The organism is Trueperella sp., assembly GCF_043424875.1.
GTDB lineage: Bacteria > Actinomycetota > Actinomycetes > Actinomycetales > Actinomycetaceae > Trueperella.
In genome coordinates this window covers 1-26524 of sequence record NZ_JBHWPL010000018.1, presented here as the reverse complement: position 1 = coordinate 26524, position 26524 = coordinate 1, and the positions used below count along the sequence as shown (strand labels likewise).

Here is a 26524-nt window from a genome sequence, read left to right as displayed (position 1 = left end):
GACCCGCATGTGGTGTGCAAGAGCCACATGAAGGCACCCTTGCTTCATAACCACGATTACTGTACCGGTTCCAACTTGGTCAGACTAGAGGTAACTCTCCAACGTCAGCGATATCACTGTTTGTCCGAAATGACATACCCTTGAGCCATGATTTACCCGATTCACGTGTACGGATCACCCGTGCTCCACAAGGTCAGCGAACCGGTCACCGAGTTTGACGATGACCTAAAGCAACTGGTCCAGGACATGTACGAAACCACCGAAGAAGCTCCCGGCGTGGGGCTCGCCGCCCCGCAGATCGGACTGGATAAGGCCATGTTCGTCTGGATCTACGACGACCACGACGGGCCCGAGCGCGGCGTTGCCATCAACCCCACCCTGCTCATCGAGCCGATCGACACACAGGAGCCCGACAAGTACGAGGACGCCGAAGGCTGCCTCTCCTTCCCCGGCTACCCCTTCCCGCTGCGCCGCTCACCCTATGCGGTCCTTCGCGCACAGGATGAAAACGGCGAATGGTACGAGCTCGAGGCCGAAGGCTGGTTTGCCCGGATCCTTCAGCACGAGTACGACCACCTACAAGGCCGCGTCTTCGTGGACCGCCTCCATGGCAAGACCGCCAAGCGCGTCGCCCAGATCATGAAGGCCGAGAAGTGGGGCGTGCCCGGCATCGAGTGGACCCCCGGCGAGGATTCTCCCTACGAAGCTGACGAGTAGCGCGACTGCCGGCTGGTGGCGGCGTGGCGGCGTGGTGGTGCGGCGGCGTAGCGGCGTGGGCGGGTGTTGCCGGCGCAGCGCCACGTGGGCGGGTGTTGCCGTCGGAGCGCCACGTGGTGGGTGTTGCCGTCGAAGCGCCACGTGGTGGTGCGGCGAATGGCCGTCGTCGTGTTCATAGCTAGCGCCTGATTCGCCTCGCCGTTTTACGCCATACATCTGGGTCACCCACCGTTCCATCTCCTTCGCCTGATTACTCACCATTCCATGTCATGTGCCTGATTCGCGCCACCGTCCCATCCCGCGCGCCCGATTTTCGCCACCCTTTGGTCTCATACAGCTGGTTCACACGCAATTACGTCCCCCGTGCCCGATTTTCGCTGCCGTCCCATCCCATGCACGTGATTTAGCATCCTCCATGGAGGACCATTCGACGTGTGGAGGTCTGTCAGACGAATGGAGGACGGTGATTTGGCTTGTTGTGGTCGGAAAATAAATCACCGACCTCCATTGGTGCAAACGTCCTCCATGGAGGACCTTAAGTTCCGGGAATCGGGAGCGTGATGCTCGGATCTGGGGGCGAGATGCCCATTTTGTGCGTGCGATAGTTAGATCCGAGCGCCTGATCGCCAGAACTGAGGGCATGATGGCCGGATCTGGGGGCGTGATGCCCATTTTGTGGGTGGGATGACCAGATTTGGGGATGTGAGGGCGAGCTCGTACGGTGCGATGGCTCGATACGAGAATGTGCCGGTTCACGTCAACGCCGGGACGCGTTTAGGAGCTCTCCACTCCCAGCGATGCCAACAACTGACGCACGCGCGCGTCGATCTCGTCGCGGATGAGGCGCATGCGCTCGGCGCCTTCGATCCCGCGCAGCGAAGGCTCGTCCACGTCCCACACCTCGATGGCGCCCGCCATGCCCTCGACTGGCTCGACCTGCGCTTCCGTTCCAACGACGACGGTACGCGCGGCTCGTTTGAGCAGCTCGGCGTCAATGGGCTTGGTGAATTCGCCATCGAAGGTGGCGCCAACCTCTTCGACACTCGTGCGGGACTCCTCGTTGAGCGCGGAGCCCGGTTCGGTCCCAGCGGAGTGGACCTCCACGGCGTCGCCGGCGTGTAAACGTGCCAGAGCAGCCGCCATCTGGGACTTGCCGCCGTTCTTCACGCACACGAAAAGGAGGGCGGGGCGATCGGAACCGGAGGGGTCAGGAAGCTGAGTGTTCATGCTGTAGATGTTACTGGCAATGTGGGTGCAACAAAAGGCCGCGCTGGTGCATGTGCACTCAGCGCGGCCCCTTAAAACGCGCGGTTCAGAGAAGATCCTCTGACCGAGCCAATGTTTCGAGAAACGCAGCCTGATCGCGAGAAACGCAGCCTGATCGCGAGAAACGCGGCCTGATCGCGAGAAACGCGGCCTGATTGCGAGAAACGCGGCCTGATTGCGAGAAACGCGGCCTGATCGCGGGAACTCGCGTACCCTCGCCCCGAGAAGTTACGCAGCCTTGACCGCTGCGATGTCGAGCTCGATGTTGACCTTGTCGCCAACCAGCACGCCGCCGGCCTCGAGCGGAGCCGAGAACGAGACGCCGTAATCCTGGCGGTTGATCGAGAAGGAGGTCTCGAAACCGAGGCGGTCCGAACCCTGAGGGTCGGTGACCGGGCCGGTCCAGTCGAGGGTCACGGTGATTTCCTTGGTCACGCCCTTGATCGTCATGTCGCCGGTCACGACGATCTCCTCTTCCGAGGCCTCAACCTTGGTGGACTTGAAGGACAGGGTCGGGTGGGTCTCGATCTCGAGGAAGTCGCCCGAGCGGAGGTGGCCGTCGCGCGTTTCGTTGTTGGTGTCGATTGAGTTGGCCTGAACGATGACCTCAACGCTCGAGTTGTTCGGGTTTTCGCCGTCGATGTTGATGACGCCCTCGAACTCGTTGAACTGGCCGCGAACCTTCGTCACCATCGCGTGGCGAGCAGTGAACGAGAGGGTGGTGTGCGTGGGGTCGATGTTCCAGGTGCCTGCTACGTGTTGAGCGTTTGCCATTGTCTGTATTCCTATCTGGGAGTGAGCCAGGTAAGGCTCGTTGAACTTTCAACCACTAACATAGTTGAAGATTCAATTAATGTCAAACCCTTGAATTTCTCCGCCCCGCCCGAAAGACTCTGACCATGGCTAAGAGCAGGTACGACAAAGAAGCAGAAGCGCCCCAAATCAAGGATCCCGAGGTGTATGTAGCACTTCGGGAGGACGGCGCGAGCAAGGAAAAGGCCGCCCGCATCGCCAACGCATCGGCGCGCGATGGCCGGTCGAACGTCGGAGAGCGCGGCGGCGGGTCCGAGTCCTACGAGGAGTGGACAGTCGACGACCTCAAGAGACGCGCCAAAGAACTCGACCTCTCCAGCTACTCAGACCTGACCAAGGCCGAGCTCATCGAGCTCCTGCGCGAACACTGACCATGAACCTCTCACTGCGCTACCCACAGCTCACCGACGAGGCCGAAGCACTCCGCCTCCACGAGCTCGCCAAAGCCGACGACTTCCACTTCCTCCTCGTGGCCGGCACCTTCGAGGACCAAGTCGCCACCATCGAGCGAGAGGCACGCGGCGACGTCCCACCCGGTTGGGTTCCCGCCGACTTCTATTTCGCAATCGTCGACGGCGACATCATCGGTCGCATTTCCGTGCGGCACGCGCTGACGGACCACTTGCTCGAGGTGGGCGGCCACATCGGATATTGGGTGGCCCCCGACCATCGGCGCAAGGGCTACGCAACCGAAATGCTCCGACTCGGCCTTGACAGGTTGCGCGCCCTCGGCCTCGACCGCGCGCTCGTCACATGCGACGATTCCAACGCCGCATCCGCAAAAACCATCGAACGCAACGGCGGCATTCTCGAGGACATCCGCCAACTCGATCACGAATCCGAGCCCAAGCGCCGGTACTGGATCGACCTCTAGCCCCGCCCACGCCACCACAAAGACCCGAGGAGTCACACATGGACATCACCATCCAACCCGGCGACATCACGAAAATCGACGCAGACGCCGTCGTGAATGCAGCAAACTCGACCCTGCTCGGAGGCGGGGGAGTCGACGGCGCAATCCACCGCGCCGGCGGCCCGCAGATCCTTGCGGAAACGAAGAAGCTCCGCGAAACTGCCCTGCCCGATGGTCTTCCCGCAGGTCAGGCGGTCGCGACGACGGCCGGGAACCTTCCCGCCACGTGGGTCATCCACACCGTGGGCCCGGTCTATTCCGCGTCGGAGGACCGCTCGTCCATCCTCGCGTCGGCGTACCGCGAGTCGCTCGAGGTCGCCGAGGAGATCGGCGCGAGATCCGTGGCGTTCCCAGCGATCTCGGCAGGAATATACGGCTGGCCGATGGACGACGCCGCGCGCATCGCCGTCGAGACCGTTGCCGAATCGGACGCGGACATGACCGTCATTTTCGTCCCCTTCGGACCCGAGGCCACCGCCGCCTTCGAGGCCGCGCTCGCGAACCTGGCGTGATCTTCGCGTCACTGAGACGTTCGAGCCACGGGCCGGGGCGTCGCATTGGCTAAGGTGCAACTGACACGCACCATAGAAAGGTCCCCATGTCTTCCGAGCCCGCACGCAGCCCGCGAGAAACGAGCCACTACCTCAGCACGCAGATGGTGGCCAAGGCGCACAACCCGTGGGGCAAGTCGTTCCTGCTCGCCGTCGCCGCGGGCGTGATGATCGGCCTCGGTTACGTCTTCTACATCACCACGCAGCAGGGCGCCGCGAACGCGGACTGGCTCGGCGAGGCGAAGTTGCTCGGCGGCGTCGCATTTTCGGTGGGTCTGATCCTCGTGGTGATGACGGGCGCGGACCTGTTCACGTCGACGACGATGACGGTGGTTCCACTCGCCAAGCGGCAGATCGCGCCGGCGCGTTTCTTCGCCCACTGGGGCGTCGTGTACGGCGGGAACCTCGTGGGAGCGCTCACGCTCGCCGCCGGGATCGTTGCCGCCGGGACGTATCTGCAGGGCGGGGGCGCGTGGGGTGCAACCGCGATCACGACGGCGATGGCGAAGGTCTCGCACACGCTGCCGCAGGCGTTTCTCCTCGCCGTTTTCTGTAACTTCATGGTGTGCCTGGCGGTGTGGCTGGCCTACGTGGGACGCACGCTGACTGACAAGATTCTGGGGATCGTCGGCCCGATCGCGCTCTTCGTGGCAACCGGATTTGAGCACTCGGTGGCGAACATGTTCCTCATCCCCGCCGCGCGCATGATTACGGAGGTCGCCGACCCGCAACTGTGGGACTCGGAGGCGTTCCAGACCGTCGGCCTCACGCACGCCGACGCCGTTAATACGCTGACCGCGCAGGCATTCGTGATCGACAACCTCATCCCCGTGACGCTCGGCAATATCGTGGGCGGGGGTCTGTTCGTGGGCCTGTTCATGTGGTTCGTCCACACCAAGCTGGATGCCGGCGCGCAGGGCGGTGGCCAGCTGGCCGACGACGGCGAGGCCGGTGCCTGCGCGGTCAACCAGGGCTCGGGCGCGAGTATCTCTCGCTAGACCGGGCGCACCATCTCGTACAAGAACGCCGCGAATTCGCGCAACGTGTGAAACGGCGCGGAAAGCGAGCCCGACGCCCCACCAATCACGTGACCGTCGATCCCAGCACGGCGCATGTGCATCGACGCCCGAAACGCATGAAAACTATTCGTCACGCCCACATACGGCTCGGCCACGCCGCGCGCCTCGAGGAGCTGCGCCGATAGTCGGAAGTTCTCGGCCGTCGTCGTTGATTGATCTTCGACGACGACGCGCTCGCGGCTCACGCCCTGCGCCTCGGCCGCTGCGGCCATCACGTGAGCTTCGGCGGTGTCGGTGGCCGCGGGGCCGCGCGAAGGGGAGCCGCCGCTGAACACGAGGGGCGCCAACCCCGCGGCGCCCTGGTCGTTGCCCCAGCCGGGATCGGATTGGGCGAGCCAGATGCGGTCGGCGGTGTCGATTCCGAGGTCAACGCGGCGTTGAAGCAAGCGCGTCAGCTTGCCGTCGACGATTCGCGCGCCAAGAACGACGACGGCGTTCGGGCCGGTTCCGGCGTGGAGGTGGGCGTCGAGCCACGAGCGCGCGACCGTGGCATAGAGCTTGCCGTAGGCGAGGTAGCCGGCGAACAGCGCGCCCATGAGACCGGTGGCGGCTACGGCTGAGTGGGCGAGCGGGTCGAGCTGGCCATCGCGCAGTGCCGCGGGCGCCGCAATACCCGCGCCGATGAAGGCGAGGCCGGTGAGTACAAGTGCGATGAACTGCCATAAGGGCTTGCGGCCAGCGGGAACGAGCGCGGCCACGATAATCCACGCGCCGGAGAAGAGGCTGGCGACGGCGGCGGTGGTGATGGCGGAGTACGTGAGCGCCCCGATGTCGGATGGGCGGGCTGCCCCCGCGCCGCTCGCGCCCACCAGCCACATCCAGAACAGGGTGATGGCGGCCGTCGTCGTGAAGACAGGCCACGGCGTCGACGGAGCGAACCTCGCAAGCAGTGCGGTGACGGCGAGGAATGCCAGTGCCACGAGAAGGACGACCATGATGCCAGTATAGAAAGCGCGGGGTGAACGGGCGGTGGCGAACAAGGAGCCATATCCCACGTTTTGGCTCACGCCTCGAATATTTCGCGCGTTCCGGTTAAGCTGGCAGTGTTACTCGCAGATGGCGTTGTTGTAGGCCTCCGGGCCGGCCAGTTCCTTCTTCGCGTGATAGATCAACCAAACGATGGTTGTGTACCAAGCCAGAAGGGAAAGTTTTATGGCGACCGGTATTGTTAAGTGGTTCAACGGCGAAAAGGGCTTCGGCTTCATTGCTCCCGACGATGGTTCTGACGATGTGTTCGTGCACTTCAGCGCGATTCAGTCGAAGGGCTTCCGCACTCTCGATGAGGGCGACAAGGTTGAGTATGACGTCGAGGAGGGTCCGAAGGGCCTGCAGGCATCGAACGTGTCGATGATCTAATCTCACTCCTGAAACATCACGGTGGCTACCTCCCATGTGGGTGGTAGCCACCGTTTTTCATGCCCAGGTGGGTGCCCCGGCCGTGTCTGCATCTCCCATTCGTAACCGGGGCAGGTTCTTGCCAAATGGGGCAGGAAGTTCCTGCACCGGTTAGATGGAACTTGCACCAGTTGCGGGTGTAGCAGGACCGCAGCTACCCGGCCATGCGCGCGATGCGGTCCGCCCAGCCGAGGATGAACGGATGCGCGGTGACGTCGAGGTTGTCCATCTCCACCGTCCAGTCCTCATTGATCCGCCCCACGGCCGCAAGCCCCGGAATCGGCGCCTCGTTGGCATCAAGCACGCTGCCTGCGCCGTCGGTGCGAACACCGGTGCGCTCCACATGCTCGTCGGCCCACGTGATCAGCAAATCTTCGATTCCCTCGAGCTCGGGGTAGGCGCCGCGCCAGAAACCGGCCGGCGGCAGGACGCAGTCCACGAACGCGTCCACCTCGAAGGGGAAGTCCTCAGCGTCTATCGCCTTGTCGAGCAACTCCACCTTGATCAGCCCGGCATCCACCAGCGTCAGCATCTTCTGCGCGTTCACGAGCGGTGGCCCGTAACTCGAGATCCCCACGGCCCCGAACCCGGCCATGAATGCTTCCCAGTCCTCGGGCGCGAAGATCCGGTTGCTCACGCGCCGGATCATCGTGGACATGAGGATCTGCCACGTCTCCGTCACGATCTGGCGCGCCGGAATCGGGATCTCGCCACGGGCCGATGCCACTGATTCCGCGAGCCGCTCGCGCGCCAGGCCGGGCCGCGGTTCGGGAGCCGCGATGGCGGCGTCGTAGGCATCCGGATCGGACGCTCCCTGCGCAGCCAGCGCGTCAACGGCCGCCGCACGTACCGCCTCGAGCATGTCTTCGAGCGTCGGCGACTGCGCCACCGCCATTTTCGCCTCCTCCCAGCGCTCGGCCGAAACCAGCTCCGCGACCGCGCCGAACGGCGGCTTCGAATCGGGGAAGACGCCGTCGTGGTTCGTCGCCCAGATAACCTCCGGCTCGCGCCCCGATGGCGTGTACTCGCGCGCGTCGTCGCTGAATGTGCCGCCGCGCCCCTCGGTTAACTCAAGCACGACGTCCACGAACGTCAGCCCCGCGCCGCGGGTGGCAACGGCGTCACCAGCGCTGATGCCGTCCAGCTTGGAGAGCGGATAGGGCATGGGGATGACGACGCCGTCTGGCTGGTTCACGTCTTCATCCGTCAGTGGCGAGGGCGGCACGGTGGCGTGGCCGACCGTCAGAAGAAGTTCGGGAACGCGGAGCTGCCCGCCCTCGTGGTCGATCGTCCACGCGCCGGGCTCGCCGCCAACGGCCTGAGCGCGCTCGTACTCGCGCAGTTCAACGTGCTCCGGCAGTCCGCCGCGAATAACGCCTGCGGCATATTGAAAGTATTCGCCCACCAATTTGCGCGGTGGGAAGTCGTCCGCGAACTCTTCGTGCCCGTTCACGCGCGCCCAGTCGTCGAAGGATAGGCCGAGCGATCCGTCGTCGTCGCCACGATGCGCTTTGAACGGGTCCACCACCGACGAATGCCCGTTCAACCGGGAAAAGAGCGGCTGGTCGGGGGAGTACGGCGTGCCGATACCGACGACGTCGGCGCCGTCGTCCCTAGCGCCGAACAGGTGGACGGTCACCGGATCAGTGACCGCGCGAGAAAGTGAGTACAGCGCCGATAACCCACGTGGGCCGGCGCCAATGATTGCAATGTCCATGTCTCCCACGCTATCGCGCGCGAGCGAAAAGTGGGCGCTAGCTCAGGATCTTGATCTGGAAGGGGTAGTGGTGAATCTTGTTGTTGGACGCCGAGATGGTTGCCTTGATGTGGTGGTACATCTGGAGCACCCACGCAAGGCCGATGAGGATGAAGCCGATGGGCAGCAGGATCAAGGTGGCGACCAGGATCCAGCCGATGATGGTCATGAGCGCCATGCCGAGGTTGAAGTTGAACGACTGCGCGGACGCCTGGCGAACGTACGGGCTGGTGTCCTTTTTGAAGATCCACACGAGGAGCGGACCGACGAAGGAGATCGAGCCGACGGAGAGGAACCACGCGATGATGGCGGACAGGTGCGCGAGCATCGCCCACGTGCGCTCATCGGGGGTGATGTTGGGCGCGTAGCCTTGGCGTCGGAAATCCTCCTCGGAGGGATTGCGCCAGCTCGAGCCCTGCGAGGAGTTCGCGGGGTTGAAGTCGTTGAATTCGAAAGGTCCGTTGTCGGTCATGCCACCATCGTCTCGCGAGGCGCGGTGAGACCGCAAGGGGAGCGCGCCCCGCAGGTCAGCCCGTGGTGAAATGCCCTCGTATCGCATTTCGTGACGGTGGTTCCCGTTAGGGTTAGGCCATGACATTCTCTCAATCTGAACGCCAGCGTCTTGCCGCCCTCCTCCTGGAAAAGGGGCCGGACGCGCCTACGCTATGTGAAGGATGGGATACCCGAGACCTCGCAGCTCACCTGTGGATTCGGGAGAACCGGCCGGACGCGGCGGCGGGCATGATGATTTCGGCTGTCGAGGACCATTTGGAGTCGACGACGGCGAAGGTTCTGGAGCGCCCGTACGAGCAGCTTGTGCGTGACTGGCAAGATGGCCCGGGCAAGTTTAGCCCCGTGCGCCTGGTTGACCGCTGGATGAACCTCGCTGAGCATTTCGTGCATCACGAGGATGTTCGCCGAGGTCAGTGGATGGTCGACGGCACGCTCGTGCCCGCGCGCGAACTGGCCGAGGACGAGAATGACGCGCTGACCAAGTCAGTGGCCACCATTGCCAAGACGATGCTGAAGAACTCCGACCGGCCGGTACAGGTGGTCATCCCGGGTCGCATCATGTATGACATCCGCCCGAAGGGCGTGGACTTCGGTGACCCCGTGGTGGTCACGGGCGAGCCGGGCGAAGTCTTGTTGTGGCTCTTTGGGCGCGACGCCATCCACCTCGCCATCACGCCCGAGGGCGCCGAGGTCCCTCGCACGGGCGCGTAGCCGCCTATATACCCGTCGCGTCAAAAACTTTGATCGCGGACTCGCGCCCCATCTCGATGAGTTCGCTCGCGCGGTGGTAATCGAGGTCGCCCACGGCGTCGCTGGGAATGCGAACCGTGGCAGGCACGGGGTTTGGCGCCGCGCGATAGCGGGCGAGCGCGTCCTGCATTGTGGCCAGCGATAGGGACATGACTTCCATCGTCGTCAGGCTGCTTGGCAGCGGGCTGGCATGCATGTCGTGCGAGGAGTCGGCCGCACCGGCGGGATTCGCACTCGGGCTATCCGACGTCGAGTCGCCGTGCTGGTCGTCGGGCTCTTCGCGAAGGGCCCGAGAATCTTCATCGTCGTCTGGTTCTTTCGACCACCCTTCTTCGAGGCGCTGAAAGAACTCGTTATCCATGAATGAGCGTTTCGTGCGTTGCCAGCCCTCTCCGATCGTGACGAGGCTGTTGTGTGCGGTGGCGGCCGCCTTATTGACCCACGAGTTTTCTTTGGCCTCGGCGGCTTCGATTTCCTCACGGCGCAGGATTTCGTGGGGACTCGTCAGCGCCGGGCCGCGCAGATCCACGGCCACGGTGGCATCCGCGCCAACGGAGAGCGTGGGTTCGATCGGGACGGGGTTGAGCACGCCGCCGTCGACGAGCAAGCGATTGCCAATGCGCACGGGCGTGAAGAAGGTTGGAATGCCAATCGACGCGCGAATCGCCAGAAAGAGAGGACCGCGTTGGAACCAGACCTCGCGGCCGGTGAGAATATCTACGGCGACGGCGGTGAACGGCATGTCTAAGTCTTCGATGTTGGGTGATCCCGTGACGTCCTCAATGGCCGAGAGCACGCGCGTTCCCTTGAGCAGGCCGGGGCGCCCGAGCGTGAAGTCGAGGAGCGAGCGGACGTCGGACTTCGTTAATCCGATGCCCCAATCTTTGAGTTCGGGCATCTTGCCCGCAGCGTAGACACCGCCGACCAGCGAGCCGATTGAAGCGCCAGATATCGCCACAATCTCGTGACCGCGAGCCTCGAGCTCTTCGATCACTCCGATGTGGCTCCACCCGCGGGCACCACCGGATCCGAGTACGAGCGCAATTTTCATCGATAACTCCTTCGATCCACCTGGATGTCCTAGGCGGGTATGTGGGTGAGATGACCACGACCCATATTATCTGGTCAGACACGTCGGCCCGTTGTTAGGGTTGTACCCTATTCACCGGGAGGCTCGTATTTCTTCATCACAGCGCACCATCGCCATCATCGCCGTCGTCGTCCTCGTGGCGGGCGCGATTTTCGCATTCGCGATCGGCGGCAGCGGCTCGAACGGCAGCGGTTCGAACGGTTCGAACGGCAACGGCTCGGCTGGTACGTCGGAGTCCAACGACGACGATCGATCGGGTCCCGTGCCCGTGGCATCGGCGAGCGCGCCGGCCGACGTCATCGTCGACCACACATCTGCCCAGACGGCTGCCCTCGGCGTTTCGCAGGGCATGTTTGAATCGGCGCCGGTCGTGATCGTCTCCGCCGATGACTCGTGGGAGGCGGCATCGTACGGTGCCGCCTTGGGCGTTCCGGTGCTGCTGGCAGACGCCCCCGTCGATGATGCCGAGGTAGCCGATGATGCCGAGGCAGCCGAGAGCCCCGATGCAGAATCGGCCACCGAGCCAACGACTGACACCGAGCCAACGACTGACACCGAGCCAGCGACTGATACCGAGCCAGCGACTGATACCGATCCAGCGACTGACGAGACGACAGCCGCCGAGCAGGCTCCGGTTGTGACCGTGTCCCAAGAGCTCCTCGACGAGCTCGGCAGGCTAGGCACGCAGGTCGTGTTGGTCAACGGCGTGCCTGCCGAGGTCATCGATGAGATCGCAACCTACGAGCTTCACGAGGCGGCGCCGGCATTGGCCGAGGAGCTCGGCATTGACCTGACGTTTGCCGCCGAACCGGCGGATCTCCAGACGGGCCTTGACGGTCTTGGCACCACGGTGTATGCCGAGGAGCCGACGTCGTCGGTAGAAATCGACGGTGACTTTGCCGCAGCCGAGCGAACCGACGCCATTGCCGTGACCGATGGTGCCTACCTGACCGCCGTCGGCACAGCCGTGGCCGGCGGCGCCGACGTGAAGATGTCCCGCATCGACCCGCGCGCATCGAGCGATACTGTGGCGGCCCTCGACGGCCGCGAGAACGTCGTCGCTGTTTTTAGCGAAGAGAATCCGGATCTGACGTGGCAACTCGCTACGGCCGCCACCGGCACGGAACTTCCGGGCGGTGGCCAGCTCGTGTTTGAGGGCAAGCGGTACGTGGCGCTCTACGGATCCCCGCACACCACAACGCTGGGCGTGCTCGGTGAGCAGGGCACGGAAGCTACCATCGCGCGCGCCGAGGAGCACGCGGCGCCCTACCGCGATTTCACTGACGCTCAGGTGCTGCCCGCCCTCGAAATCATCGTGACGGTCGCCTCCGGCGCTCCCGGTGACGACGGCAACTACTCAAATGAATGGGCAATCGACGGGTTCGTGCCGCTCATCGAAGCGGCGCAGGAGGCCGGCCAGTACGTGGTGCTCGACTTCCAGCCGGGCAGGTCGGACTTCCTCAGCCAGGTCAAGATGTACGAGGAGCTGCTGGAGTACCCGCATCTGGGAGTCGCGCTGGATCCCGAGTGGCGGCTTGGCCCCGACGAGGTCCCGCTCACCCGGATCGGGCACGTGGAGATTGCCGAGGTCAACGAGGTGGTCACCTACCTCGCCGATTTCACGCGCGAGCGCAACCTGCCGCAGAAGATGCTGATCTTGCACCAGTTCCAGGTGCAAATGCTCCGCGACATCGACCAGCTCGATCAGTCCCGCTCCGAGCTCGCGATCCTTGTCCACGTGGATGGGCAGGGCAGCCAAAGCGCGAAGCAGGGCACGTGGACAACGTTGCAGAACAACTCCCCGCACATCGAGCACTGGGGCTGGAAGAACTTCTACGACGAGGACATCCCGATGCTCGACCCGGCGGGAACCTATCAGGTTGAGCCGCTCCCAGATTTCGTGTCGTACCAGTAAAGTCGCGCTCGCGACGTTCTTAGGGAGGGGCTCGCGCCAGTGCTTAGGCAGGCGCCTGCGCCGCGCTTAGCGCCCGCGCGGGTCTCGACGCTTAGCCGGATGATGAGACGCAGATGAGAATTCCTTTAATCTTCATCCGATTGTGAAATCTCTTCGTCTGTACGGTTTGAGTGGGCGTACCGTAATTGTCATGAATCTAAAGAAGTTTGGAAGTTTGTCCGCCACTGTTGCCCTGTCCCTTGGACTGGCAGCGTGCTCGAGCGATGACGTTGAAAACACTGTCAATGATGCCCAGACCGCAGCCTCTGAGGTCGCGGACGAAGCGTCCGATGCTGTCGATGATGCGATGGATGATGGCGCAACCGACGGCGCCACTGAGAGCACGACCAGCGCAAACGACGGCGCAGCCGGCGCCTCGGACCGTGGAGTCGACGGCGCGCAGGCCGCTCGCGACACCGCGCTGAGCGTCGTCGCTGAAGCAGGCGACACCGACGGCGTGGTCGTCTCGCAAGATTGGGACGACGACGGCCACTGGGACATCGACATCGTGGCTGGCTCCACCTTGCACGAGATCAAGGTGAAGGGCGATCAGGTCATCGAGCGCGAGACCGACGATGTGGACGACGCCGACACCGCCGCCGCATCCGCCGCCGTGACGATCGACGACGCGATAGCCACCGCTCTCGAATCCACTCCTGGCGATCTCGATGAGGCATCCTACGAGGACGGCCGCTGGGAGATCGACATCGACACCTCGACCACGAACGACGTCGAAGTCCACGTTGACGCTAACACCGGCGAGGTTCGGAACTAACAACACCGTCAGCTGGCCTAACGCTTAACCGAAAGGGCGTACCACCGGGGTTTTCACCCCGTGGTACGCCCTTTCTCGTGCCCGATTCGCGCCTTAGCTAGCCGCGAGCATCACGCCGCGGCAGCAGCGTTAGCCGCGCATGGCGTCGATGATCTTGTTCAACGTTGCCGACGGGCGCATCGCGGCCTCGACCTGAGCCGGATCCGGATGGTAGTAGCCCTCGATGCCCGAGTGTTGACCCTGCACATCGATGAGATCCTGCTGGATCTTCTCGGCGTTGTCCGCCAGCTCCGCCGCGATCGGCTCGAAGGCCGCGGCCAGATCGGCGTCGTCGGTCTGCTTCGCGAGCTCGTCAGCCCAGTAGGTGGCGAGCCACGCGTGCGAGGATCGGTTGTCCGGCGTGCCGGTGCGGCGCTGCGGCGAGCGGCCCTCGCTCAGAAGCGTTTCCGTGGCGCGGTCGAGCGCATCAGCGACGACGGCGGCGCGGGGGTTATCCGCGAAGCGCGAGAGGTGGCGAAGCGACTCGGCCAGCGCGAGGAACTCGCCGAGCGAATCCCAACGCAGGTGGTGCTCCTCGATGAGCTGCTCGACGTGCTTGGGCGCGGAACCGCCGGCGCCGGTCTCGAACAGGCCGCCACCGGCCATGAGCGGGACGACCGAGAGCATCTTAGCCGACGTGCCCAGCTCCATGATGGGGAACAGGTCCGTCAGGTAATCGCGCAGCACGTTGCCGGTCACGGAAATCGTGTCCTCGCCGCGGCGCACGCGCTCGAGGGTCGCCTTCGTGGCGTCCACGGGCGAGAGGATCTGAATGTCGAGCCCTTCCGTGTCCTCGCTCTTGAGGTACCCCTCGACCTTCGCGCGGATCTGCTGATCGTGCTCGCGCTCGGGATCGAGCCAGAAGATCGCCGGCATGCCCGAGATGCGCGAGCGGCGTACGGCGAGCTGAACCCAGTCGCGGATCGGGTCGTCCTTGGTCTGGCACGAGCGGTAGATGTCGCCTTCGCTCACCGGAACCGACAGCAGCACGTCGTCGCCGAGGCGAACCTCAACGGTGCCGTCGGCCTCGATCTCAAACGTCTTGTCGTGCGAGCCGTACTCCTCGGCCTTTTGGGCCATGAGGCCGACGTTCGGAACGGTGCCCATCGTCGTCGGGTCGAACGCGCCGTGTGCCTGGCAGTCCTTGACCACGGCCTGGTAGACGCCCGCGTAGGAGGAATCGGGGATGACGGCGATCGTGTCGTCCGACTCGCCATCCGGGCCCCACATCTGGCCGCCGTTGCGGATCATGGCGGGCATCGAGGCGTCAACGATGACGTCGGAGGGCACGTGCAGGTTGGTGATCCCGCGGTCGGAGTTGACCATCGACAGGCGCGGCCCGTCCTTCATCTCCTGATCAAACGACGCGCGGATCTCATCGCCATTCTCGAGATCCTCAAGGCCCGCAAACAGCGTGCCCAGGCCGTCGTTGGCCGAGAGGCCAGCGGCGGCAAGATTCTCGCCGTACGCCTCGAACGTCTTCGGGAAGAAGGCTCGCACGGCGTGGCCGAAGATGATCGGGTCCGAAACCTTCATCATCGTTGCCTTGAGGTGGAGCGAGTAGAGCACGTCCTCATCGCGGGCAGCGGCGACCTGCTCGGAGAGGAACTCTTCAAGCGCGGCGGCGTCCATCTTCGTACCGTCGAGCACCTCGCCCTCGCTCACTGCGAGACTGTCCTTGAGGATGGTCTCCGAGCCGTCGGGACCCACGTGCACGATCTGCGCCGTTCCATCCGCCGGCACCACGGTGGAGACTTCGTTGGCGCGGAAATCGTTCGCGTCCATCGTGGCCACGCGCGTCTTGGAATCATCGGCCCACGGCTTCATCGAGTGCGGGTTGTTCTTCGCAAAGTTCTTCACGGCCTGCGGGGCGCGACGATCGGAATTGCCCTCGCGCAGCACGGGGTTCACGGCCGAGCCCTTGACCGAGTCGTAGCGGGCGCGCCAATCGCGCTCCTCGTCCGTCGTCGGATCCTCCGGGTAGTTCGGAAGCTCGTAACCCTCGGCCTGCAGCTCCTTGACGGCTGCCTTGAGCTGGGGGATCGACGCCGAAATGTTCGGCAGCTTGATGATGTTCGCCTCGGGGGTCTTCGCCAGTTCGCCGAGCTCGGCGAGGGCGTCGGGCTGACGCTGATCCTCGGGAAGCAGATCAGAGAACGCGGCGATGATGCGACCGGAGAGCGAAATATCGCGAGTCTCGACCTCGATGCCCGCCTTGGCGGCGAACGCTTCGATGATCGGGAGGAGGGAACCTGTTGCCAGCATGGGGGCTTCGTCGGTGTGCGTATAGATAATCGTGGCCATTGATGCTCCTGAGTTCGAGACGAACAAAATTCTCTTGATCTCAAGATTATATGAAATTGCGCGGTTATGTGAGGCAGTACGCAAACTCGTTGACTAATGCTGGTTACGGGTGTGATCTTTCCCTACAAACGGCGATTTTGTGCGAGACGCCTCGTCAGTTTTTACCTGAGATTGGTACGGTGAAATCACTTTGGCACGGTTGGAGGGACACATGAAGCAAGGGCGCACCGAGGAGCGATGGAATATCGCTCCGGGCGTTGTCGAATTCCCTTCCGGGTGTCGGATCAGGGGACGCTCGTGGCGCAAGCGCGTCGAAGAGCCTGCCGACCTGTGCATCATGCTCACCACCAGCGTCGGTTCGCGGCTCGGCCGCGCCGGCATCACCTCGAGCGCGACTGAAACGATCGTGATTGACTGGCCCGACTTCCGCCTTCCTCGCCGCACTTCTCAGGCCCACGAAATCCTCAAAGAAGCCTACGAGCGTGCGAAGTCTGAGCGCGTGGAAATCGTGTGCGGTGGTGGCGTTGGCCGAACCGGCACGGCGCTGGCCATCATCGGCGTGCTTGACGGGATGGCTCCCCAAGAGGCGATCGACTACGTCAAGTCGCACTACAACAAGCTCTCCGTAGAAACTCCCGCTCAGCGCGCCTTCGTGCGAGACATGGGTGCCGAGAGGAACTAATGGAGGCCCGCGAGGGGTTGCAGGACGTCACCCAATTCACGCAGGGGGAGTCCGGGGCAGCGCGATGGCTCCGGAGTTTGCCCGTTTTCCCAGACTCGATTGAACGCTACGGCGACGATCCGCGCCAATTCATCGAATGGTACGGCGCCGAGGATGCCAAGCCGATCTGTTTTCTACACGGCGGACGCTTCCTGACGGACAATGCGATAGCGACGACGCGCCCTGCGGCTCGCGCCCTCGCGCAGGCTGGCTATCGCGTGGCTTTGCCAAGCTGCCGACTCGAGCCCGGCCGCCCCGAGCTGGTGGCCAACGACTCCCATACCCTCGCCCAACACGAGGTGCTCAAGGACGCCGTATGGATTGGTCACGACGCCGGCGGCACCTGGGCACTCAACGTTGTACTTGCGCCAGAACTCGGCCCGGTTGAGGCCATCCTGCTCGCCCCGATCGTGGATCTGGCGCGAGACATGCGCGAGGATCCCGAATACGACACGGGTAAGACGTACCGCTGGATCGGCGGAACACCCGAGGAACTCCCGGACCGCTACGCGCTCTACGACCCGATCTTTAACTACTACCAGCTCGGCCACGCCAAGTACTGCGCCCACGAGCTCAGCGTGGAGATCATCCACGGAACGGCAGACGAGACGATTCCCGTGGAGCGCTCACGCGACCTGCGCTCGGAACCGTTTAACCTCGCGATCGTTGAGGCCGCGAACCACATCGATCTCATCCGCCCCGACCACGACGCCTGGGTCTACCTGCTCGGGGCGCTCGCGAGCCTCGAAGACTAGGGCCATACCTATTATCTAGACACGGTCCGTGCCCTACCTTTGCGCGGTCTGCACCTTTACGCGGTCCGCTCCATACGATCGAGCTGAGCGATATGCTGCTCGGAGAGGGTCAGGCGCGAGGCATACGCGTTCGAGCGAATACGGGACGCGGTGGCCGACTTCGGAATAACAATGTATCCCTTGGCCATGTGCCAGGCGATCACCACGTCCGCCGGATCGACGTCGAGATTCTGTGCGACGTCGATGATGTGCGGATCGTCGAGGTTCGTGGCGCGTAGCGGTGAGTAACCCTCGGGTGCGATGCCGCGCTCACGAAGGGCGGCAACGAATTCGGGGTCGTGGAGCGAGAGGCCGAGGCGGAACTGGTTCATCACCGGAGCAACGCCCGTGGCATCGATGAGCTCATCGATCTCCGCAATCGAGAGGTTCGAAACGCCAATCGACGCCGTGTGGCCCTTTTCCTGCTCCTCGATCATGGCGCGCCAGATGTCAACGTTGCGATCCGAGGTGTTGTGCAGCAGCCACATGTTCACGCGCTCAACCTGAAGCGCCTCGAGCGAGGCGGCCATGACCTCGGCGGGTTCCCGCTCGTCGGTGGGGTGAATCTTCGTGGTGATGTAGACGCCGTCGAGGCCGGAGGAGCCGAGTACGCGCCCGACCATCTCCTCGTTCTTATAGACGGTTGCCGTGTCGATGTGGCGGTAGCCGGTCTCGAGCGCCGCGGCGAGCGCGTCGTCGTCGCGCTCCGTCAGCCGCCACGTGCCAAATCCGAGCTGCGGGATCGAGGTGCCGTCGCTCAGCTCAATGGCGGGGTGCGCGAAATCGGCGTCGCCAGTGCTTTCTGCTGTGCCAGTGCTGCCTGCTGTGCCAGCGCCCTCGGCCGGACCGCAGCCGTCGGGGCCGCACACGTCTCCGCCGCCAATCACAGGTAGACCACTGAAGCTCTCAACGTCAAAGTTCATTTCGCCATCGTAACCGGAATGCGCCGCCCGGCCAGTGATCCAGATCATTTCAGCCAGCTGCGCGCGCTCGCGGTTCTCGTCGAGCATATCGACGCCTAGGAACAAGGCATTTAGACTGTGTGCCATGACTGAATTGATCGACGACTACGCACGCTTCATATCTGACTCGCCAACCTCCTTCCACGCGGCGGCGGTGATTGCCGATCGGCTGCGCGACGCCGGATACATGCAGCAGGTTGAGGGAGAGGCGTGGGCTGGTCACGAGCGCGGCTTTATCCTCCGAGGTGGCGCGGTCATCGCGTGGCATGTGGGCGGTGTCAAACCCGAAACGGGCTTCCGGATCGTCGGCTCGCACACGGATTCACCGACCTTCAAGATCAAGCCGACTCCGGGGAGCACCGCCTCCGGGTTCGGGCAGGTCAACGTGGAGGTTTACGGCGGCCCGCTCCTGAATTCGTGGCTCAACCGCGATCTTGGCATTGCCGGCATCCTCACCGATCTCGACGGCGAAGTGCACCTGGTACGTACGCCAGCCGTCATGGTCATCCCGCAAACGGCGCCGCATCTCGATCGGAGCGTCAACCAGAAGCTCGAACTGTCGAAGCAGGTGGATTACAAGCCGATCTGGTCGATCGACGAGTCCAACCTCCTCGAGTACCTCGCCGACCATGCCGGCATCCCCACTCACCGCGTGGCCGGCCACGATCTTTTCGCCTACGACGTCCAAGAGCCAGCGATGTTCGGTGGGCCGAGCGGCGAAACGTTCTTCGCCTCGGGCCGCCAGGACAACCTGTCCTCCGTCTTTTCCTCCCTGAGCGCGTTTGTGACGATGGAGTCACACGATCACGAGGACATCGCCGTCTTCGTGGCATTCGATCACGAGGAGGTCGGCTCATCCACCTATTCCGGCGCGGATGGCCCCTTCCTCGAAAGCACGCTGCGCCGCATCTGCGAGGGTCTCGACCTCGAGGCGACGGGCTACGAGCGTTTCGCCCGCATGCTCGCCAACTCCTCATGCATCTCCGCCGATGCCGGCCACTCCGTGAACCCCAACAAGGTGGGCAAGCACGATCCCGATCACCAGCCCATCCTCGGCGGCGGACCACTCCTCAAACTCAACGCCAACCAGCGCTACGCAACTGAAGCCGAAGGCTCCGCGCTGTGGCTACGCTCGGCGGCGGCCACCGGCGTCGTCACTCAAGCGTTTGTGTCGAACAACGATGTGCCGTGCGGCTCGACGATCGGCCCGTTCACGGCGTCGCGACTTGGCATCGTGACCGTGGATTGCGGCATTCCGCTCCTGTCAATGCACTCCGTTCGCGAGATTTCCTCGCCGGGTGACATCGAGGCAATGACGAAGATTCTCGAAGGGTATTGGGCCGGTGCTTAAGAAACCGAACTACAATCCGGCGCACGCGCTCGATCGCGCGGCCCGCGCGCATCCGAACCGCGCGTCGATTGTGTACGACGGGCAGACGACGAGCGTGGTCGAGGCCGCGGTCGCAACGCGTCAGCTCGCCCAGATGCTCGCGGCAACCGGCGTCAGCGCCGGCGACCGCGTGGTCCTCATCGCCCGCAACTCGCCCTATCACCTGCTGCTCCACGTGGCCTGCGCGAGGCTCGGCGCGATTTTCGTGCCGCTCTCACCGCGCCTGACCCGCCAGGATCATCAAGAACTCGTGGATTTTTGCGCGCCGCGTGTCGTGGTCGTCGAGCCGCAGGCTGCCGACGGCGGCATGTTCGACTCGCCCTTCCCGCTCGTCCACCTCGTGATCGACGACGTCTTCGACCCGTCCGTCTCCGCTGCGATCGGCCACGGGTTCTACGGGATCACAGCGGCAAAAGAGGCTCAAAACGGCAAGTTCATCACGACGATCAAGGACGGCTCGACGGCGCTGAACTCGCGCCAATACCCGGAGGGCCCGGCGGCGATGATCTTCACCTCCGCCTCGGCGAGCAAGCCCAAGGGCGTGGAGCTCACGCATGCCCAGCTGTGGTGGGGCTCGCAAAACTTCCGGGAGGGATTTGAGTACTCGAACCACGACGTCGTGCTTACCGTTGCGCCGCTGACGCACATCGGCGGGTTCAACGGGGTCACCCTCGACCTCTTCGTTCACGGCGGCAAGGTCATCATCGAGCGGAACTTCAACTCTGCGCGCGTGCTGGATCTCCTAGAGGAGCACGAGGTGACGATCATGTTCGGCGTGCCCACGATGTACGTCGCCCTGCTCAATGACCCGACCTTCGACGACCGCGACCTCAGCGCATGGCGCTTGCCGCTGATCGGGGGAGCGCCGGCGTCGCCGTCGTTATTGCAGCGCCTCGTCGACCACGGCCTGAAACCGCTCAACGTGTGGGGGATGACGGAGACGGCCGCGTCGGGGTCCTACCTCGTGGCGGAGCAGCTCGAGGAGCGCGCGGGCTCGATCGGCCGCCCGTTCTCGCACGTCGAAGCGCGCATCGTGGACGCGGAGGGCAACGACGCCACCGAGGGTGAGCTGGTTGTGCGCGGCCCGAGCGTGGTCGCCTCCTACTGGCACGATCCGGAACTCAGCGCGCAGACCTTCCGCGCCGGCTGGCTTCACACGGGCGATATTGTGACGATCGACGACGACGGCTTCCTGTGGCTAATCGGCCGGCTCCACAACATCATCAACTCGGCCGGCGTGAAGATACAGGCGGAGGAGATTCAGGCGGTGTTGGCACAGATGCCGGGCATTGCCGACTGTGCGATCATCGGCACCCCGGACCCGACGTGGGGAGAATCCGTCTCAGCCGCCGTCGTCATGGAACCGGGCCACGAAGCGCCCACGCTCGTAGAGGTGCAGGCCTTCGTCAGGCAGAGCCTTGCCCGGTTCAAGGTGCCGCGCAAGCTCATCGTCGTCGACGCGCTGCCCACCAACGCGAACGGCAAGGCGGACAAGAACGCCCTCGCTGCTATGTTCCACACGGCCTAAGGTGTACTTTGCGCGTCCTCGGCGCCGTCCGAGTGCCACGTTTTGGAGTTGCGACTGTGGATCTGGTCGCATGATAAACCTGCAAACTGCGGTAAATGGGTGATGTTGAACCGATTTTCGGCCACTGTGCAGTTGAGAGATGTGATTAGGAGTCGGGTTAGGTATAGACTTCCTGACCAGAAGTGAAACTGAACATCCACGTCCCAGCGAGGCGGAGGATGTCGCACTAGAAAAGGCCTCGCATGACTAAGTATTTGCTCCGGCGTTTGCTGAATTACTTAATTCTTCTTTTCGTCGCCGTCACCATTGCCTACTTCTTGGCGGGTACGCAGCTAGACCCGCGCTCGTTGCTGATCGAAAACGAGCTCACCAAGATGGCTAACACGACCTATCTTGAGGTCGTGCACACCGTTGACGCCCGACTCAACGCTTGGAATATCAATCCGCAAGAGCCCATCGTCGAACGCTACGTCGACTGGCTGGGCATGATTGCCAATTGGGATTGGGGATACTCGCCTCTGGGTGAGTCCGTGAACCAGCAGGTGTCCAACCGTATTGGACTCTCGCTCCAGCTTGTGTTCCTCGGCTTCTTCATTGGCATCATCGGCGGCGTGGCCATTGGTGCATGGGCAGCTGTTCACCAGTACTCGATCCCCGATCGCATCATCACTATCCTCGCGATGATCATCATTTCGACCCCGGCCATGGTTATCGCCATCGGCCTGCAGATGACGGCCGTGTGGTTCAACAACACATTCGATACGAACTTCTTCCAATTTATTGGCCCACAGGCCACGATTCCGCCCAAGGAATTCTGGCCAATGATCCTGAACCGCATGCAACACCTGTTGCTGCCGACCATCGCAATTTCACTGAGCGGTCTCGCCACGTACTCGCGTTACCAGCGCAACCTCATGCTGGACACGCTCGGCGCTGACTATGTGCGTACCGCCCGCGCCAAGGGCCTGCGCTACGGCACGGCCGTTCGCAAGCACGCGCTGCGCACCTCGCTCATTCCGATCGCCACCTACTTCGCCTTCGGCATCGCCCTCCTCGTGCTCGGCGCAGCCATTACGGAGCAGGTCTTCGGCTGGGAAGGCATGGGTATTTACGGCGTGCGAACAATTCAGGCCCAGGACATCAACGGAACCGCCGCGGTGGTTGCGTTCTCCGGAGCGGCAACCCTCACCGGTGCATTCCTCTCCGACGTCCTCATTGCTGCAGTTGATCCGCGAGTGAGGGTGAACTAATGACTGACAAGAATCCTGAAGTAGACGAGACACTGGCACCGCCGGCAGAAGAGGCCGTCATGCCGCAGAAGATCTCGCCCATGGCTGACGTGAACGAGCTTCGCGCAGTCAAAGACACACTGACCCAGCAGACCAACGAACGCATTGCTAAGACGAAGCGCTACTCGCGCCGTCAGATCGTGGCACGTCGTTTCTGGCGTAACAAGACCGCCGTCGTCGGCGTTGTTGGCCTCATCCTCGTGCTCCTGCTCGCACTGATCGGCCCCTCCCTGTCCGACTGGACATACATGGAGCGCGACCGCGGGCACTACCTGCAGCCGCCGGACGCCGATCACCTGTTCGGCACGGATCGCCGCGGGCGCGACATGTTCGCAATGACGATGGAGGGCTTGCGCAAGTCCATCATTATCGGCTTCTCCGTGGCGCTCATCCAGACCGGCTGGGCCGCACTCTTCGGTTCGGCGGCCGCCTACTTCGGCGGTTGGGTCGACAAGGTTGCCACGTGGATCATCGATCTCATGCTCGTCATCCCGGCCTTCCTGATGATCGCAATCATCTCCAACCGCTTCGGCTCGGAGAACACCGGCGTATTCATCTTCATCCTGCTACTTGCGGCGTTCGGCTGGATGCTCACGGCGCGCGTGGTGCGATCACTGACCATGTCGGTCAAGTCTCTCGACTACGTGCATGCGGCGAAGTACATGTCCGTCCCCTCGGGAACGATCATTGTCCGCCACATTTTGCCCAACATTTCCTCGCTACTGATTATCGACTTCACGCTGGGCGTCGCCACGGCCGTGCTGTCGGAGACCTCGCTGTCATACTTCGGCTTCGGCGTGAAGGACCCCCAGGTCTCCCTCGGTTCGCTGATTGGTGCGGGCCAGTCGTCCGCGCTCACACACTCGTGGCTGTTCTTGCCACCAGCTGCTGTCCTCGTGCTGATGCTCGTCTCGGTGAACTTCATCGGTGACGGCCTGCGAGACGCGCTCGATCCGTCGTCGAAGTCCGGAGGAGGCAAGGCATGAGCCAGTCGCCAATGAAAGAAGAGTCTGTGAAGACTGAACCGAAAGTGAAAGCTCGCAAGTCCCGCAAGAAGTCCACGCGCAACCCGGACCCGAAGGACCTGCCGACCCCCATTGACGGCGTGCCCGTCGTTGAGGTTCACGATCTTCACGTGCGGTTCCCGTCGGAGGACGGCGTCGTTCACGCGGTTCGCGGAGTCAACCTCACCGTTCATTCGGGCGAGGTCCTCGGCATCGTGGGCGAGTCCGGTTCCGGAAAGTCCGTGACCTCGATGTCAATCATGGGGCTGCTCGACCAGTCCGCGAACGTGCAGGGCTCGGTTAAGCTCCACGGAGTCGATGTGCTCGGCACCTCCGATTCCTACATGTCGAAGATCCGCGGCAAGACCGTGGCCATGGTGTTCCAGGACCCGCTCTCGGCTCTCACGCCGGTCTACACGATCGGTGATCAGATCATCGAAGCGCTACAGGCGCACGACAAGTCCATCTCGGACAAGGACGCCGAGGCGCGCGCGATCGAGCTTCTGGACATCGTGGGTATTCCTAACCCGGAGATCCGCATCAAGTCCTTCCCGCACGAGTTCTCGGGCGGTATGCGCCAGCGCGCGATGATCGCGATGGCGATCTCGAACAATCCCGACTTGATCATCGCCGACGAGCCGACGACGGCCCTGGACGTGACGATTCAGGCGCAGATTCTCGACGTGCTGCGCAAAGCACAGCACGAAACCGGCGCTGCCGTCATCATGATTACCCACGATCTGGGTGTTGTGGCCGGTATTGCAGACAAGGTGGCCGTCATGTACGCCGGTCGCATTGTCGAGCGCGGCGCCGTGGACGAGATCTTCTACCACTCGGCGATGCCTTACACCATCGGCCTGCTCGGTTCGCTCCCGCGCCTTGATTCGCGCAAGGAGAACCAGCTCGCCGTCGTCGAAGGTAATCCGCCCTCGATGCTCTACGAGCAGACGGGCTGCCCCTTCGCGGCGCGTTGCCCGGTTGCCGAGTTGCAGTGTCTCGACGGCGAGCCGGTGCTGCGTGACGTGAAGTCGGATAACCCGGACTTCCCGCACGAAGTGGCGTGTGTACGCGCGCATGAGATTCGCGACGAATCGCGGTCCTACGAGGACATCTACCCGTTGCCCGAGCCGGTGATCCCGCCGTTTGACGGCACGCCGCGCAACGAGCGTCAGGAAGTTCTCCGCGTGGAGAACATGAAGAGGCACTTCCCGCTGATGAAGGGCTCGGTCTTCCGTCGTCGTGTTGGAACCGTCCACGCCGTCGACGGGATCTCGCTGGACATCCGTGCCGGCGAAACGCTCGGCCTCGTGGGTGAGTCCGGCTCCGGAAAGACGACGACGCTCATGGAGGTCCTCGACCTCGTGGAGCCCATTGACGGCAATATTGTGGTGCTGGGTGAGAACACTGCGCAGATGAGCCGTGCGGACCGTAAGCGCGTGCGTACCGACCTCCAGGTGGTCTTCCAGGATCCGATGGCGTCGCTCGATCCGCGTATGCCGGTCTTCGACATCATTGCCGAGCCGTTGAAGTACGCCGGCTGGGACAAGAAAGATGTTGAGCCGCGCGTCAAGGAACTCATGGCGATGGTGGGCCTCGAGCCCGCGCACGTGAACCGTTACCCGCGTAACTTCTCCGGTGGCCAGCGCCAGCGAATCGGAATCGCGCGAGCGCTTGCGGTTCAGCCCAAGTTGCTCATACTTGACGAGCCCGTCTCGGCACTCGATGTGTCGATTCAGGCCGGTGTGATTAATTTGCTCGATGAGCTGCGTGCGAAGCTGAACCTCTCGTACCTGTTCGTGGCACACGATCTGTCCGTTATCCGCCATATTGCGGATCGCGTGGCCGTTATGTACCTCGGCAAGCTCGTGGAGATCGGCGATGTGGATGCGGTGTTCGAATCTCCGCGTCACCCGTACACTCAGGCGCTGCTGTCCGCGATCCCGATCCCAGATCCGGCCAAGGAACGCAACCGCACCCGTATCCTGTTGGAGGGTGACCTGCCGTCGCCGGCAAACCCGCCAACCGGCTGTCGATTCGTGACGCGCTGTCCAGTCTATGAGACGCTCAGCCCGGACGATAAGGCCGTCTGCGAGGCGGCTCATCCGGACTTCACGACGATGGGTGACGACCACGAAGTAGCCTGTTACTTCCCGCGTCACATCAACGTTTTCTAGCGTATGTTGACAGGGCGGAACCACGAACGGTGATCGTGGTTCCGCCCTTTTTCACGCCCTTGATAGGCGCAAAGCCGTGGGATTTGCTGTGTAACGCTTCGGTAACGAGTGGCACTCAGCTTTCACGAATTCGAGATTGTGGTCTAATCTATGTCCATGTAACTTTCGCACGTCCGGCGAGAGTAAGGTCCTAAAGGAGGACAAATATATGCGATTGAAGAAAGCAAGCATTGCACTACTTGCTGCAGCTGCACTCACGCTGAGCGCTTGCACGTCGTCCGATGGCGGCGGGGAGACCAACGGTGGTACCGATGGCGGCACGTCGACAGACGGCGGCGGCGAAGGCGGCGAAGGCGAGGGTTCGTCTACAGAACTTCCCGGCTCCGACTACAACAAGGTAGATCCAGCTGAACTCCAGGACGGCGGCGAGTTCTCGCTCGCAATCTCGTCCTATCCGGAGCAGTGGAACGCGTTCCACGTTGACGGCAACACCGTCGATCTTTCGTCCACCATCTACTCGTACATCGCACCGGTGAACTGGATTTTCACCGAGAACGGTGAATTCGACGTCAACCCGAACTACGTCGAGTCCTACGACATGAACGCCGAGGGCGAGGGCGACTACGCCATGGTTCTCACGATGAACCTCAACCCTGAGGCCAAGTGGAACGACGGCACGCCGATCACGGTTGCTGACTACGAAGCAACGTGGAAGGCATGTTCGCTCCAGGTTGAGGGCGTTGCGTG

Annotated in this window: 24 protein-coding genes and 1 pseudogene; 17 read left to right on the top strand and 8 right to left on the bottom strand. The window is 63.1% G+C overall.

Annotated features, from left to right (window positions below):
* Window positions 1–147 precede the first annotated feature (147 nt).
* Window positions 148–717, top strand: coding sequence for a peptide deformylase (def, locus tag ACHFFR_RS01370; protein WP_394262474.1), 570 nt, complete (start codon window positions 148–150; stop codon window positions 715–717).
* Between the two features lie 774 nt (window positions 718–1491).
* Here def and ACHFFR_RS01365 read toward each other — a convergent pair.
* On the bottom strand, window positions 1492–1944 hold the full coding sequence (locus ACHFFR_RS01365; RefSeq protein ID WP_394262473.1) for a low molecular weight phosphatase family protein: 453 nt from the start codon (window positions 1942–1944) through the stop codon (window positions 1492–1494).
* 267 nt (window positions 1945–2211) lie between these two features.
* Window positions 2212–2757 (bottom strand): YceI family protein, encoded by a 546-nt coding sequence (locus ACHFFR_RS01360; protein ID WP_394262472.1) that lies wholly within the window; start codon window positions 2755–2757, stop codon window positions 2212–2214.
* A gap of 125 nt (window positions 2758–2882) precedes the next feature.
* Here ACHFFR_RS01360 and ACHFFR_RS01355 point away from each other — a divergent pair, with 125 nt between their 5' ends.
* From ACHFFR_RS01355 to ACHFFR_RS01340, 4 genes are all read left to right on the top strand, one after another.
* Window positions 2883–3167, top strand: coding sequence for an SAP domain-containing protein (locus tag ACHFFR_RS01355; protein ID WP_394262471.1), 285 nt, complete (start codon window positions 2883–2885; stop codon window positions 3165–3167).
* Window positions 3168–3169: 2 nt separating this feature from the next.
* The gene (locus ACHFFR_RS01350; protein ID WP_394262470.1) at window positions 3170–3670 is read left to right on the top strand and encodes a GNAT family N-acetyltransferase; all 501 of its coding nucleotides are present in this window, start codon (window positions 3170–3172) and stop codon (window positions 3668–3670) included.
* 38 nt (window positions 3671–3708) lie between these two features.
* On the top strand, window positions 3709–4221 hold the full coding sequence (locus tag ACHFFR_RS01345) for an O-acetyl-ADP-ribose deacetylase (RefSeq protein WP_394262469.1): 513 nt from the start codon (window positions 3709–3711) through the stop codon (window positions 4219–4221).
* Window positions 4222–4307: 86 nt separating this feature from the next.
* Window positions 4308–5258 carry a formate transporter FocA gene (locus tag ACHFFR_RS01340; RefSeq protein WP_394262468.1) on the top strand — a complete coding sequence of 317 codons (951 nt, stop codon included), beginning with the start codon at window positions 4308–4310 and terminating at the stop codon, window positions 5256–5258.
* Here ACHFFR_RS01340 and ACHFFR_RS01335 read toward each other — a convergent pair.
* Window positions 5255–6274: a YdcF family protein gene (locus tag ACHFFR_RS01335; RefSeq protein ID WP_394262467.1), complete on the bottom strand. Its 1020-nt coding sequence runs from the start codon at window positions 6272–6274 to the stop codon at window positions 5255–5257. The two genes, ACHFFR_RS01340 and ACHFFR_RS01335, sit on opposite strands and share 4 nt — an antisense overlap.
* A 217-nt stretch (window positions 6275–6491) precedes the next feature.
* On the opposite strand from ACHFFR_RS01335, the gene ACHFFR_RS01330 reads away from it, so the two are divergent.
* A complete protein-coding gene (locus tag ACHFFR_RS01330) occupies window positions 6492–6695 on the top strand; it encodes a cold-shock protein (protein ID WP_394262466.1) in 204 nt (67 codons plus the stop codon).
* 193 nt (window positions 6696–6888) lie between these two features.
* On the opposite strand, the gene ACHFFR_RS01325 is transcribed toward ACHFFR_RS01330, so the two are convergent.
* Together ACHFFR_RS01325 and ACHFFR_RS01320 are read right to left on the bottom strand one after the other, a co-directional pair.
* Window positions 6889–8451, bottom strand: a complete 1563-nt coding sequence (locus ACHFFR_RS01325; RefSeq protein ID WP_394262465.1) for an FAD/NAD(P)-binding protein — start codon at window positions 8449–8451, stop codon at window positions 6889–6891.
* Between the two features lie 37 nt (window positions 8452–8488).
* A complete protein-coding gene (locus ACHFFR_RS01320) occupies window positions 8489–8962 on the bottom strand; it encodes a DUF4870 domain-containing protein (RefSeq protein WP_394262464.1) in 474 nt (157 codons plus the stop codon).
* Between the two features lie 119 nt (window positions 8963–9081).
* On the opposite strand from ACHFFR_RS01320, the gene ACHFFR_RS01315 reads away from it, so the two are divergent.
* Complete coding sequence (locus ACHFFR_RS01315) at window positions 9082–9714, top strand: TIGR03085 family metal-binding protein (RefSeq protein ID WP_394262463.1); 633 nt, start codon at window positions 9082–9084, stop codon at window positions 9712–9714.
* 4 nt (window positions 9715–9718) lie between these two features.
* Here ACHFFR_RS01315 and ACHFFR_RS01310 read toward each other — a convergent pair whose 3' ends face one another.
* The gene (locus tag ACHFFR_RS01310) at window positions 9719–10804 is read right to left on the bottom strand and encodes a patatin-like phospholipase family protein (RefSeq protein WP_394262462.1); all 1086 of its coding nucleotides are present in this window, start codon (window positions 10802–10804) and stop codon (window positions 9719–9721) included.
* Between the two features lie 100 nt (window positions 10805–10904).
* Here ACHFFR_RS01310 and ACHFFR_RS01305 point away from each other — a divergent pair, with 100 nt between their 5' ends.
* Together ACHFFR_RS01305 and ACHFFR_RS01300 are read left to right on the top strand one after the other, a co-directional pair.
* Window positions 10905–12758 (top strand): hypothetical protein, encoded by a 1854-nt coding sequence (locus tag ACHFFR_RS01305; RefSeq protein ID WP_394262461.1) that lies wholly within the window; start codon window positions 10905–10907, stop codon window positions 12756–12758.
* Between the two features lie 190 nt (window positions 12759–12948).
* Window positions 12949–13572: a PepSY domain-containing protein gene (locus ACHFFR_RS01300; RefSeq protein WP_394262460.1), complete on the top strand. Its 624-nt coding sequence runs from the start codon at window positions 12949–12951 to the stop codon at window positions 13570–13572.
* A 129-nt stretch (window positions 13573–13701) separates the two neighbouring features.
* Here ACHFFR_RS01300 and ACHFFR_RS01295 read toward each other — a convergent pair whose 3' ends face one another.
* On the bottom strand, window positions 13702–15915 hold the full coding sequence (locus tag ACHFFR_RS01295) for an NADP-dependent isocitrate dehydrogenase (RefSeq protein WP_394262459.1): 2214 nt from the start codon (window positions 15913–15915) through the stop codon (window positions 13702–13704).
* Between the two features lie 211 nt (window positions 15916–16126).
* Between ACHFFR_RS01295 and ACHFFR_RS01290 the strand changes: the two genes are divergently transcribed.
* Together ACHFFR_RS01290 and ACHFFR_RS01285 are read left to right on the top strand one after the other, a co-directional pair.
* The gene (locus tag ACHFFR_RS01290) at window positions 16127–16597 is read left to right on the top strand and encodes a protein-tyrosine phosphatase family protein (RefSeq protein WP_394262458.1); all 471 of its coding nucleotides are present in this window, start codon (window positions 16127–16129) and stop codon (window positions 16595–16597) included.
* A 77-nt stretch (window positions 16598–16674) separates the two neighbouring features.
* Window positions 16675–17391 carry an alpha/beta hydrolase family protein gene (locus ACHFFR_RS01285; protein ID WP_394262457.1) on the top strand — a complete coding sequence of 239 codons (717 nt, stop codon included), beginning with the start codon at window positions 16675–16677 and terminating at the stop codon, window positions 17389–17391.
* A 56-nt stretch (window positions 17392–17447) separates the two neighbouring features.
* Here the strand turns inward: ACHFFR_RS01285 and ACHFFR_RS01280 are convergent, their stop codons facing one another.
* Window positions 17448–18440, bottom strand: coding sequence for an aldo/keto reductase (locus ACHFFR_RS01280; protein ID WP_394262456.1), 993 nt, complete (start codon window positions 18438–18440; stop codon window positions 17448–17450).
* 37 nt (window positions 18441–18477) lie between these two features.
* Here ACHFFR_RS01280 and ACHFFR_RS01275 point away from each other — a divergent pair, with 37 nt between their 5' ends.
* From ACHFFR_RS01275 to ACHFFR_RS01250, 6 genes and pseudogenes are all read left to right on the top strand, one after another.
* A complete protein-coding gene (locus tag ACHFFR_RS01275; RefSeq protein ID WP_394262455.1) occupies window positions 18478–19743 on the top strand; it encodes a M18 family aminopeptidase in 1266 nt (421 codons plus the stop codon).
* Window positions 19736–21310 (top strand): class I adenylate-forming enzyme family protein, encoded by a 1575-nt coding sequence (locus ACHFFR_RS01270; protein WP_394262454.1) that lies wholly within the window; start codon window positions 19736–19738, stop codon window positions 21308–21310. Before ACHFFR_RS01275 ends, ACHFFR_RS01270 begins: the two co-directional genes overlap by 8 nt.
* 242 nt (window positions 21311–21552) lie before the next feature.
* Complete coding sequence (locus ACHFFR_RS01265; protein WP_394262453.1) at window positions 21553–22560, top strand: ABC transporter permease; 1008 nt, start codon at window positions 21553–21555, stop codon at window positions 22558–22560.
* Window positions 22560–23585 (top strand): ABC transporter permease, encoded by a 1026-nt coding sequence (locus ACHFFR_RS01260; protein ID WP_394262452.1) that lies wholly within the window; start codon window positions 22560–22562, stop codon window positions 23583–23585. The genes ACHFFR_RS01265 and ACHFFR_RS01260 overlap by 1 nt, the downstream gene beginning before the upstream one ends.
* On the top strand, window positions 23582–25777 hold the full coding sequence (locus ACHFFR_RS01255) for a dipeptide ABC transporter ATP-binding protein (protein WP_394262451.1): 2196 nt from the start codon (window positions 23582–23584) through the stop codon (window positions 25775–25777). Before ACHFFR_RS01260 ends, ACHFFR_RS01255 begins: the two co-directional genes overlap by 4 nt.
* 208 nt (window positions 25778–25985) lie before the next feature.
* Window positions 25986–26524, top strand: a pseudogene (locus tag ACHFFR_RS01250) (hypothetical protein); the annotation flags it as partial.